Genomic DNA, 21,078 nt, shown 5'->3' on the forward strand with positions numbered 1-21,078 from the left:
CATGAGCAAAAAGTTAACACAACAAGAAATTAACAATAAGGTATGGGCAGCTTGCGACACCTTTAGAGGCACCATAGATGCCACACAATACAAAGACTATATATTAACCATGCTCTTTATCAAGTACATCTCTGATGTGAACAAAGAAAAGAGAGCGGATTATATGAACAAATATAATGGTGATAAGGAGCGTGTAGAGCGTGCAATGAAGCATGAACGCTTTAAAGTGCCAGAAGACAGCTCTTTTGATTACCTCTATGAACATAGAAATGAGGACAACCTTGGAGAGCTAATTAATATTTGCTTAGAAAACATTGAAGACGCCAACCGCTCTAAACTGGAGAAGGTTTTCCGTAATATAGATTACAATTCAGAACCTAACTTAGGGCAAACCAAAGACCGAAACCGTAGACTAAAACATTTGCTTAATGATTTTGTAGGTCTGGATTTAAGACCATCTAATTTAGAAGGCAATGACGTGATAGGTGATGCTTATGAATACCTTATTTCCAACTTTGCCTCTGACGCAGGTAAAAAGGCGGGGGAATTCTACACTCCTTCACAAGTATCTACATTGTTAGCTAAACTAGTGGAGCCAAAAGCTGGAGACCGAGTGTGCGACCCTACATGCGGTTCTGGTTCTTTATTGTTAAAGGTAGCTGATGAAATAGGCAGTAAAAATGTGTCTTTAAACGGTCAGGAAATTAATGGAAGCACCTGGGCATTGGCACGTATGAATATGTTCTTACACGAAATGGATAATGCCGATATCGAATGGGGAGACACACTTAATAATCCATTGTTAAAGGAGAACGATGCCTTAATGAAGTTTGATGTGGTTGTGGCAAATCCACCTTTTTCGTTGGATAAATGGGGAGCCGAAAATGCCAGTGCAGACAGATACCAACGTTTTCACAGAGGAGTACCACCAAAAAGCAAAGGGGATTATGCTTTTATAACGCATATGATTGAAACGTTAAATGAGCATGGAAAAGCTGGTGTTGTTTTACCTCATGGTGTTTTGTTTAGAGGCAGTTCTGAAGGTAAAATACGGAAGCAGTTGATTGATGAAAACCTGCTTAAAGCTGTTATAGGCTTGCCTGCAAACCTCTTTTTTGGAACAGGCATACCAGCTACCATTTTAGTATTTGATAAGAACAAAGGCAATAATACCGATATCTTGTTTATAGATGCGAGTAATGAGTACGAAAGTGCTAAAAACCAAAATAAGTTAAGTGAAGCTAATATTGATAAGATATTTAGCACCTATAAGAATTGGGAGACGATTGATAAATATAGTTATGTGGCGACATTAGAGGAAATACAAGAGAATGATTACAACTTAAATATTCCTCGTTATGTAGACACCTTTGAAGAAGAAGAACCTGTTGATATTAAGGCTACACAAGAAAAAATAAAAGCTATAAAACAGCAGATTGAGGAAGTGGAGAAGAAACTTGAGCAACACTTAACAGCATTAGGAATATGAGTAGTTTACAAGAATATTTTTTGGCTATTGATGACAAAATTAAGGGGTATATGCTGGAGATTGCAAGTTTGCATGATGTAAGTGTAAAGTTTACGGGTTATTATATTGAAAACAATAGAAGAACTGGAAGCTTTCCTCCTCAACCTTTTTATAAAACCTATAAAGAATATAGGGAAGAATGTCCTTATGATGATGTTACTCATATTAGATACTTTTTTGAGTTAACTAAAGGAGATAAGAAACACATAGCGACAGTACATTTAGGAGCACCAGATTTTTATGAAATCCACTTTTCTATCGAAGAGTTAGGTGGCGGAGTTGAAGTTAGAAATCCAGAAAGCTTACATCTTTCTGATTTTTCCCTATTGATATCATATGTAAAAAAGAAGTTTGATTATTCATGAATGAGACCTTAAAAATACATGCTGAAGAACTCGGAACCAAAATTGGTTTTAAGAAGACAAAAATAGGCTGGATTCCAGAAGATTGGGATGTAAAAAGTCTTCGGGATTGTGCTGAAATATTAGATAATAGAAGAAAACCTCTCAATTCTGAAGAAAGAAAATTAAGAAAAGGTGATATTCCGTATTATGGAGCAAATGGTGTAGTGGATTACATAGATGGTTATCTTTTTGAGGAAGATTTAATTTTAATTGCTGAAGATGGAGGTTATTTTGATGAGTTTCTAGACAGACCTATTGCCTATAGAGTAAAAGGAAAGTCGTGGGTAAATAACCATGCCCATGTTATAAGAGTTAGACAGAATTTTTCATATGATTTCATTTTCTATTGTTTACAGCATAAAAATATTTTAAAATATCTAAATGGCGGCACAAGGGCAAAACTTAATAAAGGGGAACTGGTAAAGTTACCAATCCAAATTCCATCATTTCTAGAACAACAAAAAATTGCTTTTATTTTATCTATTTGGGATGAAACAATTAGATTAAAAAAGGAACTATTAAATTCTAATATTCTACTTAGAAAAAGCTTAGAGCAAAATTTACTCAGTGGTAAAATACGCTTAAAAAAATTTGTTGAATGCAATGAAAAAGTCAAAACAAAAATCGGCGACCTACCTAAAGATTGGGAATTAAAACCACTTTCAGAAGTTTTAATTAGAGTTAAAGAAAGATTAGTTCCAATTAGTACTGAAAATTATCGTCAAATAGGAATTCGTTCTCATTGTAAAGGGATTTTTTATAAAGAGGAAGTCTCTGGACAAAGTCTAGGAAACAAATCTGTATACTGGATACAACAAGATTGTTTTATAGTAAATATTGTTTTTGCTTGGGAACATGCTATTGCAAAAACCACAATTAATGAAGTTGGAATGATAGCTTCACATCGTTTTCCAATGTATAAACCTAATGAGAGTTTAGAATTAGATTTTTTACTATACTTTTTTAAAACTGCAATGGGAAAACATCTTTTAGGGCTTGCTTCCCCTGGTGGAGCGGGACGAAATAAAACTTTAGGTCAGACTGAATTTATTAAACTCAAAATGCCTATTCCTTCATTAGATGAGCAAAAAAATATTATTTCGATTCTAAACACTTCGGATAATAAAATTGAGCTGCTTAAACGAGAAATTCGAGCTTTAGAAGAACAAAAAAAAGGCTTAATGCAACAGTTGTTAACGGGTAAAATTAGAGTTAAAGTATAATTATGGAATTAAAAGATATATATGGTGTTTGGAGGCATTCACATGGTAATGTAATTACTGATTTTGCAATTCGAACATTTAATAACGATACAGGAAGAGGTTTATCAAGATTTGGTATTCATGGCACTGATGATGCTGGAAACCAAATTGATTATGCCTGGGAAGGTGCTATAAAGGGAATAGTTGATAATCAAGATGGTACATTCAATATTACGGTGGAGGGCATACGTTTTTCAGTTGACAAGCCCCAATATCAAGAGTTAAAGGTTTGGATGCTTATGGATGAAGTAATGACATTAGAACTTGGAAATGGAGATAGAGTAGATTTTGAACGAATTAGATAGATAAATAATAATACATATGGAGGACATATATAAATACAATATTTACATTGATGAAAGTTGTCATTTAGAGAATGACAATCAGCCATTGATGTGCATTGGATACACTAAAATAGCTTCAGAAAATTATTCTCAATATAAAGAAGCAATTAAGGCAATAAAGCTAAAACACAAGTCTCCAACCGAAATAAAATGGAATAAACTTTCGTACTCTCGAATCGGACTTTATAAAGAGCTGATTGACTATTTTTTTGAAAGTGAGATGCAGTTTAGAGCTATTTTAGTCAAAAACAAGAATCAATTAGACCATTCGAAATATAATAAAGGCGACCATAATTCTTTTTATTACACTTTAGTTTTTTTACTATTAAGAAATCCTTGGGTCAATTACTTGGAAACGCCTCATAAAGTCATTTTAGATATAAAGGACACACGTGGAAAAGAACGTTTAAACAAACTGGATACAAGGCTAAATCTAGAATATAGAGAAAAGTATAACAGAAATTCGCCCTTTAATTTTTTTCAACATATAAGGTCTGATGAAAGTGAGTTTTTACAACTAGCAGATTTTTTTATTGGTGCTATAACTTACAAGGCTCGAAAGCTTCATAAAAAAATAGGTTCTTCACAAGTAAAAAAGGAAATAATTACCTATTTGGAGCAAAAATCTGGGTATGTTATTCACGATGGCACCCCTCCGTTTGAAGAAAAGTTTAACATTTTTGATTTTCAAATCCAAACCCAAAAGTAAGAGATGATAGATTATTTTGAGGAAGAACACGAATTGGATTTGGTTGAAGATTTATTTGAATATCTCGACATGGATGAGCCTACTTCAGACCAAATGTATAGGCTTTATGGAGTATTTAAAAAAGATTTGATTGATGAGCCTATTTATATAAATGAAATTCAGGTAGCTTATGATAAAAGAAAATCCAGACACCCTTTATTTCGTAACAAACCTGTAGGTTTTGAGCACGTTTGCACAAGAGAAAGCAAGCATTCAGGAAAAAGAAATTTTGACCCTGAGAGAGCAAATAAAATTCATTGGATTAAACCAGTTATACATTATAAAGAGGATGCTCGTATACGATATTTTGAGCGTGTACATGCTAATGGTAAAAACCAACAGTATTACTGGTTGCATGAGAGGGATTATGTAGTCATAATTCGTGAAATAACAACCTCTCTACAACTGGTTACAGCTTTTAAAGTGGATATTATTGAAAGAAGAAGGTTCCAAATTTGGTACGATGGATTCCAAAATTAAAGACATAAAAAAACCTCACTTCGTAAGTGAGGCACGTATCTTAAGGCAATACGACTGATGCAACAAGTGCTAAGCCAAGTCCTTTACCCTTTGGGTATTGACAGTACAAATTTAAACAAAATAATATAAAAAACAATGTTATTAACATTTTTGTTAACTATTAGAGTTCAAAAATAATACCAAAGCAGGATGAACACACCATCATTTTTAGAAGACCATATCTCACAAATACCAGCGATACAAATGCTTATAAATATGGGATACACCTATGTATCACCAGAGCAGGCATTAGAGTGGCGAGGTGGTAAAAAATCCCAAGTATTGTTTGAGAATGTACTTCAAACTCAACTGGACAAGATAAATAGTATCCAAAGAAAGGGAAAGACCTATAAATTTTCAGATGCAAATATAAAATCAGGCATTTTAGCTTTAAAAGACTTACCTATTCAAGATGGTTTTCTAAATGCTAACGCAGCATTTTATGACCTAATTACCCTTGGTAAAGCCATGGAGCAAACTATTGATGGTGATAAGAAGAGCCATACCCTACAATACATAGATTGGGAACACCCTGAAAACAACGCCTTTCATGTGACTGAGGAATATAGTGTATTAAGAGAAGGTCGCACAGACACCTACAGACCAGACATCATTTTATTTATTAATGGTATCCCAACGGTTGTTATAGAATGTAAGAGTCCATCTTTAGGAGGTACAAAAAGCCCTAATGAATTGGCTATAGAGCAACATATAAGAAACTTTAGTAAAACAGGAATTAGGTCGTTATATCAATATTCTAATTTATTGTTGAGTATTGCAACAAATGACGGTAGTTATGCAACGACTGGAACCAGTAAAGAATTCTGGTCTAAATGGAAGGAGCAGTTTCCAAATAAGGATGATGAGTCTAATTATTGGAACACTCTAACGGAACTTAAAAATAAACCTATTGAGCCAGAAGTTAAGGACGACTTATTTGCAGAACGAACCTTTGGTTTTAATTATGCCAGACGGTATTTTGATGGTTTGGAACAGGAAGAAAGAGCTTTAACCAAGCAAGATGAATTGTTATACAGCATATGCCGACCAGAGCGATTAATTGATATTATAAGAAACTTCACCATATATGATGAGGGTATCAAAAAAATAGCTCGTTATCAGCAATATTTTGCTGTTAAGGACACATTGCAACGAGTTACAGGATTTGACAATACAGGTAAACGAGAAGGTGGTGTTATTTGGCACACGCAAGGCAGCGGGAAGAGCCTAACTATGGTCATGTTAGCTCAAATGATAGCTTCAAGTTCGGAGATATCTAACCCGAAAATTTTATTGGTTACAGACAGAATTGATTTGGATGACCAAATTTCAGATACCTTTAAAAAATGCCAGAAGGAAGTTAAGCAAGCCAGAACAGGTTCTCATTTAACAGAGCTTTTAAATGACAATAGTGATGCTATTATCACAACAATCATTAACAAATTTGAAGCAGCCGTTAAGCAATCTAAAAAACCATTCTTATCGCCTAACATTTTTGTGATGATTGATGAAGGACATAGAACACAGTATGGAACTTTTAATGTGAGTATGCAGCGTGTATTCCCTAATGCTTGTTTTTTAGCCTTTACAGGAACACCGTTGATGAAAAAGGAGAAAAGCACTGCCAAGAAGTTTGGTGGTTATATAGGGCTTCCGTATACGGTAAAAGATGCTGTTGAGGATGGTGCTGTGGTGCCGCTTCTTTATGAAGGTAGACACAATTTAATTACTGTTGATGAAGACCCTATAAACCGTTATTTTGATAAACTAGCGGAACCGCTTTCAGATTATGGTAAAGCAAGCCTCAAAAAGAAATTCAATACTATAAATGAGCTTAACAAAGCAGAGAAAGTCATTTATGCCAGAGCCTGGGATATATCAGAGCATTACAGAGGATTTTTTCAAACTCAAGGTGATAAGTATAAACCTAAAGCTCAATTGGTTGCTCCAAGCATTAAAACTGCCTTATTATATAAGAAATATCTAGATGATATTGGAATAGTTAGTTCGGAGGTTATTGTAACGCAATCTGACCAGCGAGAAGGTACAGAAGATGGGTTTTACAATACTAATGAAGAAAAGCGAATGGAGGACACCTATTTTGATGCCATGATTGATAAATATGGCGACCTTAAGCGTTTTGAGAAAAGTGTGATAACACAATTTAAAAAAAGAGAACATCCAGAAATCTTGATTGTAGTCGCTAAGCTTTTAACTGGATTTGACGCACCAAATAACACTGTGCTCTATTTATGCAGAGCGTTAAAAGAACATACCCTTTTACAAGCCGTTGCAAGAGTGAACCGAGTATACCCAGGTAAGGATTACGGCTATATAATTGATTACTATGGTAACCTTGAAAACCTGGATAATGCATTAAGTACCTATTCAGGGTTGACAGATTTTGAAGATGATGACCTTGAGGGTACGTTAACAAATTTAAACGAGGAGGTAAAAAAATTGCCTCAAGCTCATTCTGAAGTTTGGGATATATTCAAAACCTTAAAAGATAGAAATCTAGAGCCAACTGCTTATGAAGAATTATTAGCTCCTGAGGATATTAGGAATAAGTTCTATGAGAAGTTAACTCATTTTGCCAGGTTATTAAAAATGGCATTATCCTCAGTTGACTTTGTTACTAATACAGATACTAGAAAAATTGAGATGTATAAGAGAGATGCCAAGTTCTTTTTGAAATTACGTGTAGACGTGAAAAGAAGATTTAACGATGATTTATCCTATAAGGAATTTGAACCACAAATTCAGAAATTGATTAACCAACATATTTCAACGGAGGGAGATATTTTAATAGTTACTGAGGAAGTCGATGTATTAAACAAAGAAGCTAGAGAGGCAGAGTTAGAAAAGATAACTGGTAAAGCAGCTCAGGCAGACCATATTGCTTCAAGAACTATCAAGGCAATCAATATGAAAATGCAAGAAGACCCTGTATATTACAAAAAGCTTGCTGACTTGATTAAAGAGACTATAGAAGAGTATTATCAAAAGAGAATTTCCGAGGCAGAATTTCTTAATAAAGCTAAAGCTCATGAAGAGAAGTTCCTTCATGGTCGGTCTGAAGATGCACCAAAAGAATTGGCTAATAATGATGCAGCATTGGCTTTTTACAATTTTAGTAAATCTATTTATGATAATTCTGAATTATTAAAGTCTTCATTCCATATTGAAGTAAGTTTATCCATTGACGACACTGTTAAAAAGCATATATATATTAATGGTAATAAAATAATTGACTGGCACACCAATGAAGATATAGCAGGAAAAATAAACATTGCTATAGGAGATGAATTGTATGAGCTTATGAAAAAACATGAGTTGGATACGGACTGGAATAAAATAGATAGTTTGATAGAGCAGTGTTTAAAAGTTGCCATTTTAAAATACAAGTAGATGAAAGATAAAGTCACTTATGGCACTACTGTTATTGAATATGACTTGGAGTACAAGCCAAGAAAAACTCTTGGCATTAAAGTATATCCTGATAAAACGATAAAAGTGTTGGCTCCAGAGGAAACCTCTATTGAAAAAGTTAGGGAAAAGGTTAAGAAAAAAAGTTCCTGGATACTAAAGCAACAAGACTTCTTTTTATCCTTTCATCCATTAACACCCCCACGAAAGTTTGTTAGTGGTGAGACGCATCTTTATTTAGGAAGGCAGTATAGATTAAAACTTCAAGACTCATCAAGGCAGAAGGTCAAATTAACTGGAAGACGAATCCATGTTTATGTGAAGGATAAAGAAGACAAAAAAGCAATTGAGAGGCTCTTAAAAGGCTGGTATAAGGATAAAGCAAGCAAACACTTTAAAACCCTATTTAATGAGCTTAAATCACTCTCAAAAAGCTTTTACGAAAGTGAGCCACAACTTACTTACAGATGGATGAAAAAACGTTGGGGAAGCTGTGATAAAAATGGTAAGGTTCATTTAAATTTAGAACTAATCAAAGCACCAAAAAAGTGTATAGAATACGTCATCGTGCATGAGCTTTGTCATTTAAAATATTTAAATCATAGTACCGCTTTTTTTGAACTATTGGAAAAGGTATATCCTGATTGGAAAGCAACTAAAGATAGGTTGGAGCGGTTGATGGTGTAATAATAATTATCAAATATTTAGAATAATGAAAAAAATCATCTATATCGATATGGATAATGTTTTAGTTGATTTCAAATCAGGAATAGAACAATTAGATAATGAAACCATTATGGAATATGATGGCAGGTTGGATGAAGTTCCCAATATATTTTCACTCATGGAACCCATACCTAGAGCTATAGAATCAGTTCATAAACTTTCAGACAAATACGACTTATACATACTTTCAACAGCTCCATGGTTAAACCCAAGTGCTTGGATACATAAGCTCAAATGGGTGCATCAATATTTTGGCAAAGAGAAAGACAGCTTATTCTATAAAAGATTAATTATATCCCATAACAAGAACTTAAACGCAGGAGATTATCTAATAGATGACAGACCAAATAATGGAGCAGAGGATTTCAATGGTAAATGGATTCACTTTGGAAGCCAGGATTTTCCAGATTGGGATGCGGTGACAGAGTTTTTATTGAAATAATAAACTATAAATGAAAGTTTGTATTTTACTGAGTAAAAATTAAATAATCTAAAACCTAAATGAAAAAGTTATTTTTATTGTTGTTTATCCCAATTCTTTCTTATTCGCAGGATGATATTGAAAGGTATAAATTGTATCCGACTGAAAATATGTATACATTCATAAAACTTGATACCTCAAATGGATTATTGTGGCAGGTACAATATGGGGTTGGAGATGTTGACGCATTTCAAAGCGTATTAAGTGACTGGAAAATTTCATTGAGTGTTGAGGAGATTACTGAAGAATACAATGAACGTTATAAATATTGGGAAGAAAATTATGAGAATAATACTGAATTAAGTTCGGAAGATATTGAATATTTTAAACCCCAAGATTTAGATGTAAGATTAACTTATGCACATATTGCAAAAATTGGTAGATATAAATTATATCCAACACAAAATATGTATAATTTTATTCTACTTGATGTAATTGATGGATATACTTATCAAGTACAATGGAGTATTGATAAAGATAAAAGATTAGTTTTACCTATTAGATAAATAATTAATTATCAATTTCTTACAATTCCGTTATTCGTAGATTTTATCTGTGACACATACTTCTCCTCTAATTCTATAATTATGAGAGATGGAGGTTTTCAAGCTATTATCCATTGCTTAACTTCAAAAAATACTATAATAAAAGGCAAGAAAGGTAACTCATATCTTAAAGTTTAGTTAAGCAAACAGCTTTATATTCCTTTATTAAAAGTATAGTTATTTACTAATTTAAGTTACCCTTCTTACCTCTCTCGAGTTACCTATTGAATAAAGAAGTCATATGATTAAATCGTATATTCCAATCTACAAGTTCGTCATGTATGGTTGCTTCGAAACCATCTGAATAATGAAGCCAGACATCTTCGATAAGCTCTAACTGGTCTTCTGAAAATATTTCTTTTGCTTTAAATTCTTGCCTATCTACTAGGTTGAGCACTTTAAGAAAGGTGCATGTTAATTGTGCGATTAAATCTTGTCTTTCCATCTTATTTAATAATTAAACGTTAATACTATAATTGTTTTATGTTATTTATAAATTTTATATTTCATCTTAGCTTCAAAGCCTAATTCTTCTCTCAATTTATTATTCATGAAATCATAAACTTTTTTCATATTATCTTCGGTAGTAATAATACAGTCATGTAAGGTTAATATTGGAATTTTTCTTCTGCACATGTTATTCAATTGTCGTGCAACAATATAAAGCATAAAATAGCTTTCAATTTGCAGCATCATATGAGAGAAGTATTTGTGATTCTCTTTTTTTAAAGCCATTATGAAGTAATTTATAGTTGGGAATTTCTTCCAAAAGAATATCTCTTCAACTAGAAATTTATTTGGTTTTGCATTGAACATAGACAACATGTTTTTCTTCACTACTGTTTCTAAATCCTTCAGGTCTCCATCAAATTCTCTTCCGCAAATTTTCTTTACGTTTTTCAAATAATACTCATCTGGTTCTAGTTTACCTATAATGTAATGAGCCTTATGAAAATCCTCAATAAAACCCTTGTAAAATGCCCCAGATAATATCTGTTTACCGAAAAGCTCAATCTCTTTCATATCAAGCCCTACGGAATTTTTTACTGACATATAATGAATAAAGTAGGCTTTACTACAAGTAATAACATTATTGATATGAGTATTATTAGTACTTATATTGGATAATAAAAAGTATAAGAAAGTAGGAACAGAAGAAGAGATGTCGATTTCGGCTAACCGTTTTCCGTCATAACGCAAGAACTTCCGTAAGTCTTTAGGGAAAGTGGTTATATTAGTATGTACTCGCCCATCCGTTTTGGGATTATAGCTTATAAAATACTCTTCATTTTGAAGGCTTAACACCTTAACGAAGTTTATGAGTTGATTTTTGTATTTTCTATCCCTTTTGTATTGGTCTGACAAGTATTTTAAGGCATCTTCAGTCTTTATTTTTAGCCTATTGGGGTCAATGTATCCGATTAGGAAATTATACGTTTTTTTGAGCTTATTTGGGACTGTAAATTCGGACTTTGCTTTAATTTTATTTATTAGACATTTATCTTTGAGGATAACTGTTTTAAGTGTTCCTTTTTCATAATAAGGTGCAAGCTTATAAGAATAACAAACTCCCTCTCTATAATCTTCTCTCCATAATATATTTCCTGCTCCTGGGAAATTTTCACACAGATATCTCATGTGTTTACGATAATTTCGATTCAGAGATTGTAAGTCATCTGCACACTGTTGAATATAAATATTTTCAAATTTTATATTGGGGTTATCCTTTTCTTGGAACTTATACGCAGTTTGTTTTAAGATATCGCTAATTACAAAATAGACGAAGTCCAAATTAAATTCAAAGTCAGGAGGATATTGCTTTAATCGCTCTTCTAGGTTGAGTCTTTTTGGTATTATTATATGGTATTCTTTCATAATTTACAGGTTTACAAAAGACATAGGAAGTGCAGGGTAATGTGAAAACACTACTTAAGTCTTATGATTATTAAAATTGGATATTGTTAAGAGTTGGTGCGCTAAAGGCACTCCCAATACAATAAGAAGTTGTATTGCTTATCCATTTAAATTAAGTGCTTACTAGCCTATAATTTCTAATAAGTCAAAATTATCCTGAATGTTAAATGTTAAATTCATCATGAGTCAAAGGTCTATAATTTGTGCCATGGACTTAATTGTATCGGCTTAATCTTTTTGGATAACGACGCATTGAGTCTATTATTTAGCTTTTTTTATATCCCATTTTTCTTAACATCATTTTCTCGGTCATATTAATCAAATCGTAAATATTCATTAACACATCCGTTATATGTGTTATATGTTTTGAGTCAATTAATTTTTGTTCAATTATGTATTGACAACCTGAGCCAAACTCAGCCACATTATCGTTCAGGATATTCCCTGTAATCCCTTTTTTGGATATTTCGAATATTGCATATTCTGATATGCCTAATTGATTAGCAGCAATAAAAAAATGTTGCATAGGCTCTGTGTATACGAATATTTCGTTGCTGTTAGAACGTAATCCAGATTTAATTATACTGGCTTTGTTTTTAATTGGTGAAATGTGATAGTAGTTCATAATTTATTTGTTTTAAATGTTAATAATTATTTTATTTAAAACAACAAGAATAGAAGTGATAGGATTAGTCTATGTTTTTGACGAATGTCCGCATTCTAAGCCACCGTGGATTGACCCTTACTCGGTTGGCACACAATTTAATGTGTTCTTGATGCTATGTAGTTGCAATTTATACTCTCGCTAGAGTGATTAAATTCTCTTTATCTATACATAAGCACCTCCTTCCATCGCATCATCAATATCCTTTCTTTTGTAATACACTCTGCTACCTATTTTTGTAGCTGGCAAAATACCCTCCTTATTATACTTCCATAATGTAGCATAAGAAATTTTAAGAAGGTCTTTAGCTTCATCTCTTGTTAGATAGTCCCTTTCATTACTAATTTGATTGTCAGTTAAATTATTTATTGGTGGGACAACTGACAAAACCACCTCTCTAATTAATTCAATAAACTCTTCTGTAGTTAATTGAAAAATATGTTGCTTATTACTCATTATATTTATTTTTATTATTAAACAATAAGCCCAGTTAGTTTTTCCTGAACTTTTTAAAAAGTTTTTGATGCACCTAAAACTTGTCTTACAAATATCCCTCTTAATATTGAAGTTAGCAATTTTTCTAAAAACTTTAACATACTGGTTTACAAGGCATTCCATCTCAGCTAAGATGAAAATCAGAGTTCATTACAAAAACATCATATATAATTGATTACCTGATATTTACATGAAATTTCCACCTTAGCTAAGATGAAAATTGGAAGAATTAACTAATTTAAGTCCATCTTAGCTAGTATGAAGTAAATATTTTAACAATTTGAAATAATATCTTACAAATATAAAGTAAGATAATACAACAAAATATTTGAAATTCTTCTAGCAGACCCATAAATAATAAAAAAAGGACTAAATAATAGTCCTTATAGGTAGTTGTTGAATATAAGTTTAGAAGCTTTTAAATAGGAATAGATGAAACCTGAAATGCATCTGTTGAAGTTATTTGTGAAACACGTTCTACTTTCGGATTTCGAATATATTTCATGAACTCCTTGAGTGTAGAATGACCTGAGAGTTCAAGTATAGAATGCACAGGAACTCCAGACTTATATTTTAATGTACAGAAGGTACGGCGTGCCGAATGCCCTTGTATTAATTGATGTTTAGGTATATGATTAACTTTTCGCTTCCCTCCCCTTGTGATTTCTACCCTAATCTGTGAATTAATTTTAGCTTTTTCGCCAACTATCTTTACATAATCATTTAACTTTTGTTCAGTAATCTTAGGAGGCAACATTCCACCATACCTTTGATTCATAATTGTTTCAATAACAGGTGTTATCTTACACAAGACCTCTTTTTTAGTTTTTTCTTGCTTTATCTTTATATATCTCTCCTTTTCGTGATTAACAATTTCTTGCTCTCTTAAATTATGGTAATCGCTAATCCTCTGACCAATCTCGCAACCAATAATAAAAACATCCCTTGCCAATTCCAAATGAGGAGATTCGCTTAAGTCTAATTCATACATGCTTTTTAGTTCAGCTATCTCCAAATAAATAGCTGTAGTAATCTCCGTTTGAACCTTAAACCTCTTATATTTTAAATTGGTATGGTATTCTTCCATCAGGGCTGCCCCCATAAAAACTTTTAGATTCTTAATTTGTTTCCCAATGGTATTGAGAGAATAATGCTTTTTCTCTTTCTTCCTAAATTGATAAGTCCTTGAGTTCATAAATTCAATAAAATCTGAATAGAACTCATTATCTAAATCAAAATCCAAAATACAACTATACTCTTCTTCATAATCCTTCAAATGCCCTAATGTCTGTTCATAGGATTTGATTGTATTATTCCTGTAGCCATTAACCGCTTTTGGTAATTCTTTTTCTTTTTGCTTAATATACTTTACTATATAGGGAATTAATGTTATAATCTCTTCTTCTTTGTCATCTTGAACTTCTTCCTCCTCATTTCTGAAATCATCCAAACAAGCTTTCATAATTGGGTTAGTCAGAGGAATTTGATTCGAATCACAATTTTTCACAAACTCCTTTAAGACCCTAGTAAAATCATCTATCCTTCCATTTATGGTATCTGCATTCTCGACTGCACGAACATTTTTAACTTTCCCCTTATCACTAACCCAATAATCTGGTTTAACCGAATAACCTATGGAATATTTGAATCGCTTTTTTCTCCCATATGAGTAGTCAAGAAAAATGGGCTTTTCTGATTTAGTTGATTCTTTAAGTCTGAAAACTGGTTCAGCTCCTTTAGTCCTTTTTGCGTAATTCATACAAACTATCTTTTCACAAAGATAATAAAAGAGATAACATTAGGGACAACATTAGGGACAACATTTTTGAATTCATATGAATTTAATAAATTCAATTAAATTTAAATATCCTTATATTTGCTGGGTTAATTATAAATATTAGAAATACTCAAAGCATATAAAATTCATAATTGTAGTACTGGAGGTACCACTTTAAAACCCTGAAACAGTAATGTTTACAGGGTTTTTTGTTTTATACCAAATACTTAATAATTCTGTTTCTTTTTTTACCGTTAAATATTATTTTAGCAGTATTGCTATGAGAATAACCTGTAACAATTATAAATCCAATGTTTCATGAAAAAAATAGTTTATTCACTAATAACATTACTTATAATTAGCGCTTCCTGTAAAGAAAACAAACAAAAACTCGATTTAATAACTGAAAAATTATATAAGAATCAACCTAATATAATTTTTATTTATGCTGACGATTTGGGTTATGGCGATGTAGGCGCATACGGAGCTACAGAAATAAAAACACCTAATATGGATAGATTAGCAAATGGAGGTGTTCGTTTTACTAATGGCTATGCATCTTCTGCAACATGTACCCCCAGTAGGTATGCTTTACTAACTGGAACTTATCCATGGCGAAATAAAAACGCCAAAATATTGCCGGGAACGGCACCACTTCTTATTGATACTGCACAAGTTACTATTCCTAAAATGTTAAAAGCTAATGGCTATCATACAGGCATTGTTGGAAAATGGCATTTAGGCTTAGGCAGCGGAAACCTTAATTGGAATAGCCATATCTCGCCAGGGCCCAATGAATTAGGCTTTGACTACAGTTATATTATGGCAGCCACCCAGGATAGGGTACCTACGGTTTATATAAAAAATGGTAATGTTGACAATCTAGACCTTAGTGATCCTATTGAAATCAATTACAACAAAAATTTTGAAGACCAACCTACAGGTAAAGACAATCCAGAACTATTAAAAATGAAATGGCACCATGGCCACGATAACTCCATAGTAAATGGCATCTCCAGAATTGGCTTTATGAAGGGTGGAGCATCGGCGAAATGGGTCGATGAAGACATGGCAGACACCTTTCTAAAAGAAGCTCAAAACTATATTAAACGCCAAAAGCATAACCCGTTCTTCCTATATTATGCCTTACAGCAACCTCATGTACCCCGTACACCACATGAAAGGTTTGTAGGCTCATCAGGTATGGGACCACGCGGTGATGTTATAGTTGAAGCTGATTGGTGTATTGGAGAACTATTAAAAACCTTAGAAGAGGAAGATTTAATGGATAACACACTTATTGTTTTTTCTAGCGATAATGGCCCTGTATTAAATGATGGCTACTATGATGATGCCGTGGAAAAATTAGGCAACCATAAACCGGCTGGAGTATTACGTGGAGGCAAGTACAGCCTTTTTGAAGCTGGCACAAGAGTTCCTTTTATAACGTATTGGAAAGGACATATAGAACCAACGGTATCTGATGCTTTGATTTGTCAAATAGATCTATTATCGTCTTTAGCTAAATTATTAGAAAGTAAGACTAGTGTAAAAGACAGTGAACAACTTTTAGATGTCATTTTAGGAAAAAGTAAAAAGGGTCGGGAGAATTTGGTTATTGAAGCAATTTCTAGAACAGCGTTGAGGAAAGGCGATTGGGTAATGATACCTCCTTATAAAGGCCCTACCAAGATTACGTCTGTAAATATTGAAATTGGTAACTCTAAAGAATTTCAGCTGTATAATTTAGTAGAGGACATAGGTCAAACCAATAACCTAGCCCAAAGTCATCCTGAAAAACTGGCTGAAATGGTAAAGACTTACGAAACTATTATAGGAATGGATTTTTCAAACATAAAAAAATAGAAACAAAACAATTGCTTACAATCTTGCATAAGTAACCTTACATGATTTCTATTTCAGCTACTAGATCTGTACTTGACACTAAAGTTTGGTATACCACACAATATCTTTCCGTTAATTTTAAAAGCTTATCTATTCTGTCTTTGCTTTCGGAGGTGCTCAATTGAAAATTTAAACGGATGTTCTTAAAACCAACTTTTGCTTCTTTATCAACACCAAGGGTTCCGCGAAAATCCAAATCACCTTCAGCCTTTACCCTACCACCAGCCATGTCGAACTCTAACGCCGTAGCAACCGCACTAAGAGTAACACCTGCACAGGCAACCAATGCCTCAAGAAGTAAATCTCCCGAGCATGATTGCATACCTGTTCCACCTGTAGCGGGATGAAGTCCAGCTTCAACCATAGCTTTTCCAGTATCGACCTTACAAGAAATTCCCTTACCAATTTCACCACTGGCCATTAAGGTAATTAATGCTTCATCTGAATTTTTACGATATTTTTCTTTTATGGGGGCTTGTATCTTTTTTAATTCTGCGGCTTTCATTTATATCTAAAATATTTATTTATTACAAAACTAAGATAGAAAATGTGAGTGAATTTTCATTATCCCTATTCCTTTACCAAAAATGTTGTTTTTTTCACAATTTCTACTGTCGTTTTGACTTAGCTTAGGTTTTTCAAAGGGTTTTTTAATAAAAATTTAGTAAAATTGCAACTCGCTTAATCTAATTAAACAGCTAAAAACAATAATAATGAGTAATTATCACATAAAACATTTAGAGGAATACTACCAAGTGTATAGAAAATCGGTGAGAGAACCAGAAAATTTTTGGGAAGAAGTAGCTGAAGAACATTTTATGTGGCATAAAAAGTGGGATAATGTGTTACGTTGGGATTTTACAAAACCAGAAATTAAATGGTTTGAAGGTGCACAGTTGAACGTTACCGAAAACTGTCTTGACAGACATTTACCTACACGTGGAAACAAAACAGCCATTTTATTTGAACCAAACGACCCAAAAGAGGCCGCAGAACATATTACCTATAACCAACTACACGAACGGGTTAACAAATTTGCAAATGTTTTAAAAAATCATGGTGTAGTAAAAGGCGACAGGGTATGTATATACTTACCCATGATTCCAGAGTTAGCTGTAGCTGTTCTTGCATGTGCTAGAATTGGTGCAATACATTCTGTAGTTTTTGCTGGTTTTTCTTCTACAGCGTTATCAACAAGAATTAATGACTGTGATTGCAAAATGGTCATTACTAGCGACGGTTCTTATCGTGGTGCAAAAACAATCGATTTAAAGGGTATTGTAGACGAGGCTTTGGAAAGCTGTCCCAATGTAAAAACAGTATTAGTTGCTAAACGCATCCTTTCCAATATTAGTATGAAAGAAGGTAGAGACCAATGGTTACAACCTCTTTTAGATGAAGCATCTACCACATGTAAGGCTGAAGTAATGAATGCCGAAGACCCATTATTCATTTTATACACTTCTGGATCAACAGGTAAACCTAAAGGTATGGTACACACTACAGCGGGTTACATGGTTTATTCTGCCTACACCTTTAAAAATATATTTCAATACAGGGAAAATGACATTTATTGGTGTACTGCCGATATAGGTTGGATTACAGGGCACAGCTACATCGTCTATGGTCCTTTAGCCAATGGAGCCACAACCGTTATGTTTGAAGGTGTACCAAGTTATCCCGACTTCGGCCGTTTTTGGGAAATTGTCGAAAAACATAAGATTAATCAGTTTTACACGGCCCCAACCGCTATTCGTGCTTTGGCCAAACAAGGCCTTGAATTAGTTGAAAAATACGACCTATCATCATTAAAAGTTTTAGGGTCAGTAGGTGAACCAATTAACGAAGAAGCTTGGCATTGGTACAACGATAATATTGGTAAAAAACAAAGTCCAATAGTGGACACTTGGTGGCAAACTGAAACTGGAGGTATAATGATTAGCCCTATTCCTTTTGTTACACCAACAAAACCAACCTATGCCACCTTACCATTTATAGGAATTCAACCAGCACTAATGGATGAAAATGGCAATGAGCTCAAAGGCAATCAAGTAAGCGGAAGATTGTGTGTTAAATTCCCTTGGCCCAGTATAGCCAGAACGATTTGGGGAGATCACCAACGTTATAAAGACACTTATTTTTCGGCATTCGAAAACAAATACTTCACCGGAGATGGAGCCTTAAGAGATGAAGTAGGTTATTATAGAATCACAGGGCGGGTAGACGATGTTATTATCGTATCTGGACATAATCTTGGCACTGCTCCTATTGAGGACGCCATTAACGAACACCCAGCTGTTGCAGAATCGGCCATTGTTGGTTTTCCACATGACATCAAAGGCAATGCACTTTATGGTTTTGTTATCTTAAAAGATGTTGGGGAAACAAGAGACCAAAACAACCTTAGAAAAGAGATTAATCAAATTATCACCGAACATATAGGACCAATAGCCAAATTGGACAAAATCCAATTTACCGTAGGTTTACCAAAAACACGCTCTGGTAAAATTATGAGACGCATTTTACGTAAAATTGCCCATAACGATATAAGCAACCTAGGGGACACCAGTACGTTGCTCAATCCTGAAGTAGTACAAAGTATTATTGATGGTGCAAATTCTGAAAGTACTAATTGATACTAAAACGTCAATTTTCGAAAAACAATGTTACCCTATTCATAATCGAATAGGGTATTTTTATATATAAACCATTTACCGTTCAACTAAAAAATAATGTTAAGTAATTAGGTTTTTTTCGACAACAAGGTTTAGATTTTTATCTTTAAACAAAATATTTTTATGCAAAAAACATATTATGACCCGGCTGATTTAAGAAAATTTGGAAAAATCACAGAATGGAGTGAAGAACTTGGTAGAAAATTTTTTGACTATTATAACAGTGTATTTGAAGAAGGGGCATTAACCGCTCGTGAAAAATCGTTAATTGCTTTAGCCGTTTCCCATACCGAGCAATGTCCCTATTGTATAGATGCCTATACCAAAGACACCTTAGAACGGGGTGTAACTAAAGAAGAGATGATGGAAGCCATACACGTTGGTGCTGCCATTAAAAGTGGTGCCGCACTAGTTCATGGTGTGCAAATGATGAATAAAGTAAATAAGTTAGACGGATAGTATTTTTAGATTCAAATAGATGATATGGTCTAGTGATACAGTATTGCTTTTTATCATATCGACTGTAATCGAGAAGCCTTTTAAGAAATATGACAACAAAATCCCTTCACAAACGCAATAGCACATTAGCCAATAGCAAACGCCAACTGGAAATTTTATCCAATGGTATTTTCCAAAATGACAAATTGCCTACGTTTAAAAATAAAATTAGTGAAACTGGTCAATTCCCTTTGAAAGCGAAAAAACTTGAAATTCTTCAGATTAATTTAGGCTATATGTGCAATCAAGTTTGTGAACATTGCCATGTTGATGCGGGGCCAGACCGAAAGGAAATCATGGCCAAAGAAATCATGTTGCAATGCTTGGAGGTTATAAAAAAAACTGGAGCACATACTTTAGATTTAACAGGTGGTGCCCCAGAGATGAATCCCAATTTTCGTTGGTTTGTTGAAGAAGCGGCAAAAGCAGGTATTAAGGATTTTATTGTTCGTTCCAACTTAACTATTATTCGTGCCAATAAGAAATACCATGATTTACCTGAGTTTTTCAAAAAGCACAACATCCATATAGTTAGCTCTATGCCACATTGGACACGAGGTAAAACTGACAAACAACGTGGAGAGGGTGTTTTTGACGCTTCAATTGAAACTCTAAAAATGTTAAACAAAATAGGCTATGGCATGCCAGGAAACAACTTACGTTTAGATTTGGTGTACAATCCATCGGGTGCATTTTTACCTGCCAATCAAAATGCCTTGGAAAAAGATTTCAAAAAAGCACTATTAAAAGATTTTGATATTCATTTTCATAATTTATTCGCCATAACCAATTTACCTATTAGTAGATTTTTAGATTATTTAATTGCCTCGGAAAATTATGAAGACTACATGTATGCTTTAGTAGATGCCTATAATCCAGTTGCCTTGGAAAACCTGATGTGTACCAATACACTATCGGTTAGTTGGGATGGCTATTTATATGATTGTGACTTTAATCAAATGTTGGAATTACCTGTAAATAGCAAAGCAAAACATATTTCGGATTATAATGAGTTACTACTTCAAGGCAGAGAAATAGTTGTTTCCCAGCACTGTTACGGTTGTACAGCAGGTGCAGGAAGTAGTTGCCAAGGAACAGTTGCCTAATTAATTTTGTATGCAAATAACTAATCACTTTTCACACCATAGGCCATGTCAAAAAACA

The 21,078-nt window shown here is 33.5% G+C and carries 20 protein-coding genes and 1 riboswitch; of the genes, 14 read left to right on the forward strand and 6 right to left on the reverse strand.

The features are described 5' to 3' along the window. Position 1: 1 nt before the first annotated feature. From K7G79_RS07100 to K7G79_RS07145, 10 genes are all read left to right on the forward strand, one after another. Positions 2 to 1,489: a type I restriction-modification system subunit M gene (locus K7G79_RS07100; protein WP_223550528.1), complete on the forward strand. Its 1,488-nt coding sequence runs from the start codon at positions 2 to 4 to the stop codon at positions 1,487 to 1,489. After that, the gene (locus tag K7G79_RS07105) at positions 1,486 to 1,893 is read left to right on the forward strand and encodes a hypothetical protein (protein ID WP_223550530.1); all 408 of its coding nucleotides are present in this window, start codon (positions 1,486 to 1,488) and stop codon (positions 1,891 to 1,893) included. The genes K7G79_RS07100 and K7G79_RS07105 overlap by 4 nt, the downstream gene beginning before the upstream one ends. Next, positions 1,890 to 3,155: a restriction endonuclease subunit S gene (locus K7G79_RS07110; protein WP_223550531.1), complete on the forward strand. Its 1,266-nt coding sequence runs from the start codon at positions 1,890 to 1,892 to the stop codon at positions 3,153 to 3,155. The genes K7G79_RS07105 and K7G79_RS07110 overlap by 4 nt, the downstream gene beginning before the upstream one ends. A gap of 2 nt (positions 3,156 to 3,157) precedes the next feature. Beyond that, entirely contained in the window at positions 3,158 to 3,499 is a 342-nt protein-coding gene (locus tag K7G79_RS07115) for a hypothetical protein (protein ID WP_223550533.1), read from the forward strand. A 16-nt stretch (positions 3,500 to 3,515) separates the two neighbouring features. Beyond that, complete coding sequence (locus K7G79_RS07120) at positions 3,516 to 4,247, forward strand: DUF3800 domain-containing protein (RefSeq protein WP_223550535.1); 732 nt, start codon at positions 3,516 to 3,518, stop codon at positions 4,245 to 4,247. Positions 4,248 to 4,250: 3 nt separating this feature from the next. After that, positions 4,251 to 4,766 carry a hypothetical protein gene (locus K7G79_RS07125; protein ID WP_223550537.1) on the forward strand — a complete coding sequence of 172 codons (516 nt, stop codon included), beginning with the start codon at positions 4,251 to 4,253 and terminating at the stop codon, positions 4,764 to 4,766. A gap of 189 nt (positions 4,767 to 4,955) precedes the next feature. Continuing rightward, on the forward strand, positions 4,956 to 8,216 hold the full coding sequence (locus tag K7G79_RS07130; RefSeq protein WP_223550538.1) for a type I restriction endonuclease subunit R: 3,261 nt from the start codon (positions 4,956 to 4,958) through the stop codon (positions 8,214 to 8,216). Beyond that, on the forward strand, positions 8,217 to 8,921 hold the full coding sequence (locus K7G79_RS07135) for a M48 family metallopeptidase (protein WP_223550540.1): 705 nt from the start codon (positions 8,217 to 8,219) through the stop codon (positions 8,919 to 8,921). 25 nt (positions 8,922 to 8,946) lie between these two features. Further along, a complete protein-coding gene (locus K7G79_RS07140; protein WP_223550542.1) occupies positions 8,947 to 9,402 on the forward strand; it encodes a hypothetical protein in 456 nt (151 codons plus the stop codon). A 59-nt stretch (positions 9,403 to 9,461) separates the two neighbouring features. Beyond that, complete coding sequence (locus tag K7G79_RS07145) at positions 9,462 to 9,947, forward strand: hypothetical protein (RefSeq protein WP_223550544.1); 486 nt, start codon at positions 9,462 to 9,464, stop codon at positions 9,945 to 9,947. 256 nt (positions 9,948 to 10,203) lie between these two features. Here the strand turns inward: K7G79_RS07145 and K7G79_RS07150 are convergent, their stop codons facing one another. The 5 genes from K7G79_RS07150 to K7G79_RS07170 all read right to left on the reverse strand — a co-directional run bounded on the left by K7G79_RS07150 (position 10,204) and on the right by K7G79_RS07170 (position 14,818). Continuing rightward, positions 10,204 to 10,431 carry a hypothetical protein gene (locus K7G79_RS07150; protein ID WP_223550545.1) on the reverse strand — a complete coding sequence of 76 codons (228 nt, stop codon included), beginning with the start codon at positions 10,429 to 10,431 and terminating at the stop codon, positions 10,204 to 10,206. Between the two features lie 41 nt (positions 10,432 to 10,472). Continuing rightward, positions 10,473 to 11,861 (reverse strand): hypothetical protein, encoded by a 1,389-nt coding sequence (locus K7G79_RS07155; protein ID WP_223550546.1) that lies wholly within the window; start codon positions 11,859 to 11,861, stop codon positions 10,473 to 10,475. Positions 11,862 to 12,165: 304 nt separating this feature from the next. Next, positions 12,166 to 12,525 (reverse strand): hypothetical protein, encoded by a 360-nt coding sequence (locus K7G79_RS07160; protein ID WP_223550548.1) that lies wholly within the window; start codon positions 12,523 to 12,525, stop codon positions 12,166 to 12,168. Between the two features lie 63 nt (positions 12,526 to 12,588). Next, positions 12,589 to 12,685, reverse strand: a riboswitch (SAM-I-IV-variant riboswitch). 44 nt (positions 12,686 to 12,729) lie between these two features. Then, positions 12,730 to 13,020: a helix-turn-helix domain-containing protein gene (locus K7G79_RS07165; RefSeq protein ID WP_223550550.1), complete on the reverse strand. Its 291-nt coding sequence runs from the start codon at positions 13,018 to 13,020 to the stop codon at positions 12,730 to 12,732. A gap of 457 nt (positions 13,021 to 13,477) precedes the next feature. Next, positions 13,478 to 14,818, reverse strand: a complete 1,341-nt coding sequence (locus K7G79_RS07170) for a phage integrase SAM-like domain-containing protein (RefSeq protein WP_223550552.1) — start codon at positions 14,816 to 14,818, stop codon at positions 13,478 to 13,480. 336 nt (positions 14,819 to 15,154) lie between these two features. Between K7G79_RS07170 and K7G79_RS07175 the strand changes: the two genes are divergently transcribed. Further along, positions 15,155 to 16,702 carry an arylsulfatase gene (locus K7G79_RS07175; RefSeq protein ID WP_223550554.1) on the forward strand — a complete coding sequence of 516 codons (1,548 nt, stop codon included), beginning with the start codon at positions 15,155 to 15,157 and terminating at the stop codon, positions 16,700 to 16,702. Between the two features lie 37 nt (positions 16,703 to 16,739). Here K7G79_RS07175 and K7G79_RS07180 read toward each other — a convergent pair whose 3' ends face one another. Next, positions 16,740 to 17,246 carry an OsmC family protein gene (locus K7G79_RS07180; RefSeq protein WP_223550557.1) on the reverse strand — a complete coding sequence of 169 codons (507 nt, stop codon included), beginning with the start codon at positions 17,244 to 17,246 and terminating at the stop codon, positions 16,740 to 16,742. Between the two features lie 208 nt (positions 17,247 to 17,454). Here K7G79_RS07180 and acs point away from each other — a divergent pair, with 208 nt between their 5' ends. The 3 genes from acs (at position 17,455) to arsS (ending at position 21,020) form a co-directional block, all read left to right on the forward strand. Then, positions 17,455 to 19,377 carry an acetate--CoA ligase gene (acs, locus tag K7G79_RS07185; RefSeq protein ID WP_223550558.1) on the forward strand — a complete coding sequence of 641 codons (1,923 nt, stop codon included), beginning with the start codon at positions 17,455 to 17,457 and terminating at the stop codon, positions 19,375 to 19,377. Positions 19,378 to 19,539: 162 nt separating this feature from the next. Beyond that, on the forward strand, positions 19,540 to 19,875 hold the full coding sequence (locus tag K7G79_RS07190; RefSeq protein ID WP_223550560.1) for an arsenosugar biosynthesis-associated peroxidase-like protein: 336 nt from the start codon (positions 19,540 to 19,542) through the stop codon (positions 19,873 to 19,875). An 89-nt stretch (positions 19,876 to 19,964) separates the two neighbouring features. Then, a complete protein-coding gene (arsS, locus tag K7G79_RS07195; protein WP_223550562.1) occupies positions 19,965 to 21,020 on the forward strand; it encodes an arsenosugar biosynthesis radical SAM (seleno)protein ArsS in 1,056 nt (351 codons plus the stop codon). Positions 21,021 to 21,078 lie beyond the last annotated feature (58 nt).

Origin of the sequence: Aestuariivivens sp. NBU2969 (genome assembly GCF_019931125.1) — a bacterium.
Classification (GTDB): Bacteria; Bacteroidota; Bacteroidia; order Flavobacteriales; family Flavobacteriaceae; genus Aestuariivivens; species Aestuariivivens marinum.

Excerpts from the sequence above, each read along its gene's own strand:
- K7G79_RS07100 (WP_223550528.1), top strand. The coding sequence starts at position 2 with ATGAGCAAAAAGTTAACACAACAAGAAATTAACAATAAGGTATGGGCA.
- K7G79_RS07105 (WP_223550530.1), top strand. The coding sequence starts at position 1,486 with ATGAGTAGTTTACAAGAATATTTTTTGGCTATTGATGACAAAATTAAG.
- K7G79_RS07110 (WP_223550531.1), top strand. The coding sequence starts at position 1,890 with ATGAATGAGACCTTAAAAATACATGCTGAAGAACTCGGAACCAAAATT.
- K7G79_RS07115 (WP_223550533.1), top strand. The coding sequence starts at position 3,158 with ATGGAATTAAAAGATATATATGGTGTTTGGAGGCATTCACATGGTAAT.
- K7G79_RS07120 (WP_223550535.1), top strand. The coding sequence starts at position 3,516 with ATGGAGGACATATATAAATACAATATTTACATTGATGAAAGTTGTCAT.
- K7G79_RS07125 (WP_223550537.1), top strand. The coding sequence starts at position 4,251 with ATGATAGATTATTTTGAGGAAGAACACGAATTGGATTTGGTTGAAGAT.
- K7G79_RS07130 (WP_223550538.1), top strand. The coding sequence starts at position 4,956 with ATGAACACACCATCATTTTTAGAAGACCATATCTCACAAATACCAGCG.
- K7G79_RS07135 (WP_223550540.1), top strand. The coding sequence starts at position 8,217 with ATGAAAGATAAAGTCACTTATGGCACTACTGTTATTGAATATGACTTG.
- K7G79_RS07140 (WP_223550542.1), top strand. The coding sequence starts at position 8,947 with ATGAAAAAAATCATCTATATCGATATGGATAATGTTTTAGTTGATTTC.
- K7G79_RS07145 (WP_223550544.1), top strand. The coding sequence starts at position 9,462 with ATGAAAAAGTTATTTTTATTGTTGTTTATCCCAATTCTTTCTTATTCG.
- K7G79_RS07150 (WP_223550545.1), bottom strand. The coding sequence starts at position 10,431 with ATGGAAAGACAAGATTTAATCGCACAATTAACATGCACCTTTCTTAAA.
- K7G79_RS07155 (WP_223550546.1), bottom strand. The coding sequence starts at position 11,861 with ATGAAAGAATACCATATAATAATACCAAAAAGACTCAACCTAGAAGAG.
- K7G79_RS07160 (WP_223550548.1), bottom strand. The coding sequence starts at position 12,525 with ATGAACTACTATCACATTTCACCAATTAAAAACAAAGCCAGTATAATT.
- K7G79_RS07165 (WP_223550550.1), bottom strand. The coding sequence starts at position 13,020 with ATGAGTAATAAGCAACATATTTTTCAATTAACTACAGAAGAGTTTATT.
- K7G79_RS07170 (WP_223550552.1), bottom strand. The coding sequence starts at position 14,818 with ATGAATTACGCAAAAAGGACTAAAGGAGCTGAACCAGTTTTCAGACTT.
- K7G79_RS07175 (WP_223550554.1), top strand. The coding sequence starts at position 15,155 with ATGAAAAAAATAGTTTATTCACTAATAACATTACTTATAATTAGCGCT.
- K7G79_RS07180 (WP_223550557.1), bottom strand. The coding sequence starts at position 17,246 with ATGAAAGCCGCAGAATTAAAAAAGATACAAGCCCCCATAAAAGAAAAA.
- acs (WP_223550558.1), top strand. The coding sequence starts at position 17,455 with ATGAGTAATTATCACATAAAACATTTAGAGGAATACTACCAAGTGTAT.
- K7G79_RS07190 (WP_223550560.1), top strand. The coding sequence starts at position 19,540 with ATGCAAAAAACATATTATGACCCGGCTGATTTAAGAAAATTTGGAAAA.
- arsS (WP_223550562.1), top strand. The coding sequence starts at position 19,965 with ATGACAACAAAATCCCTTCACAAACGCAATAGCACATTAGCCAATAGC.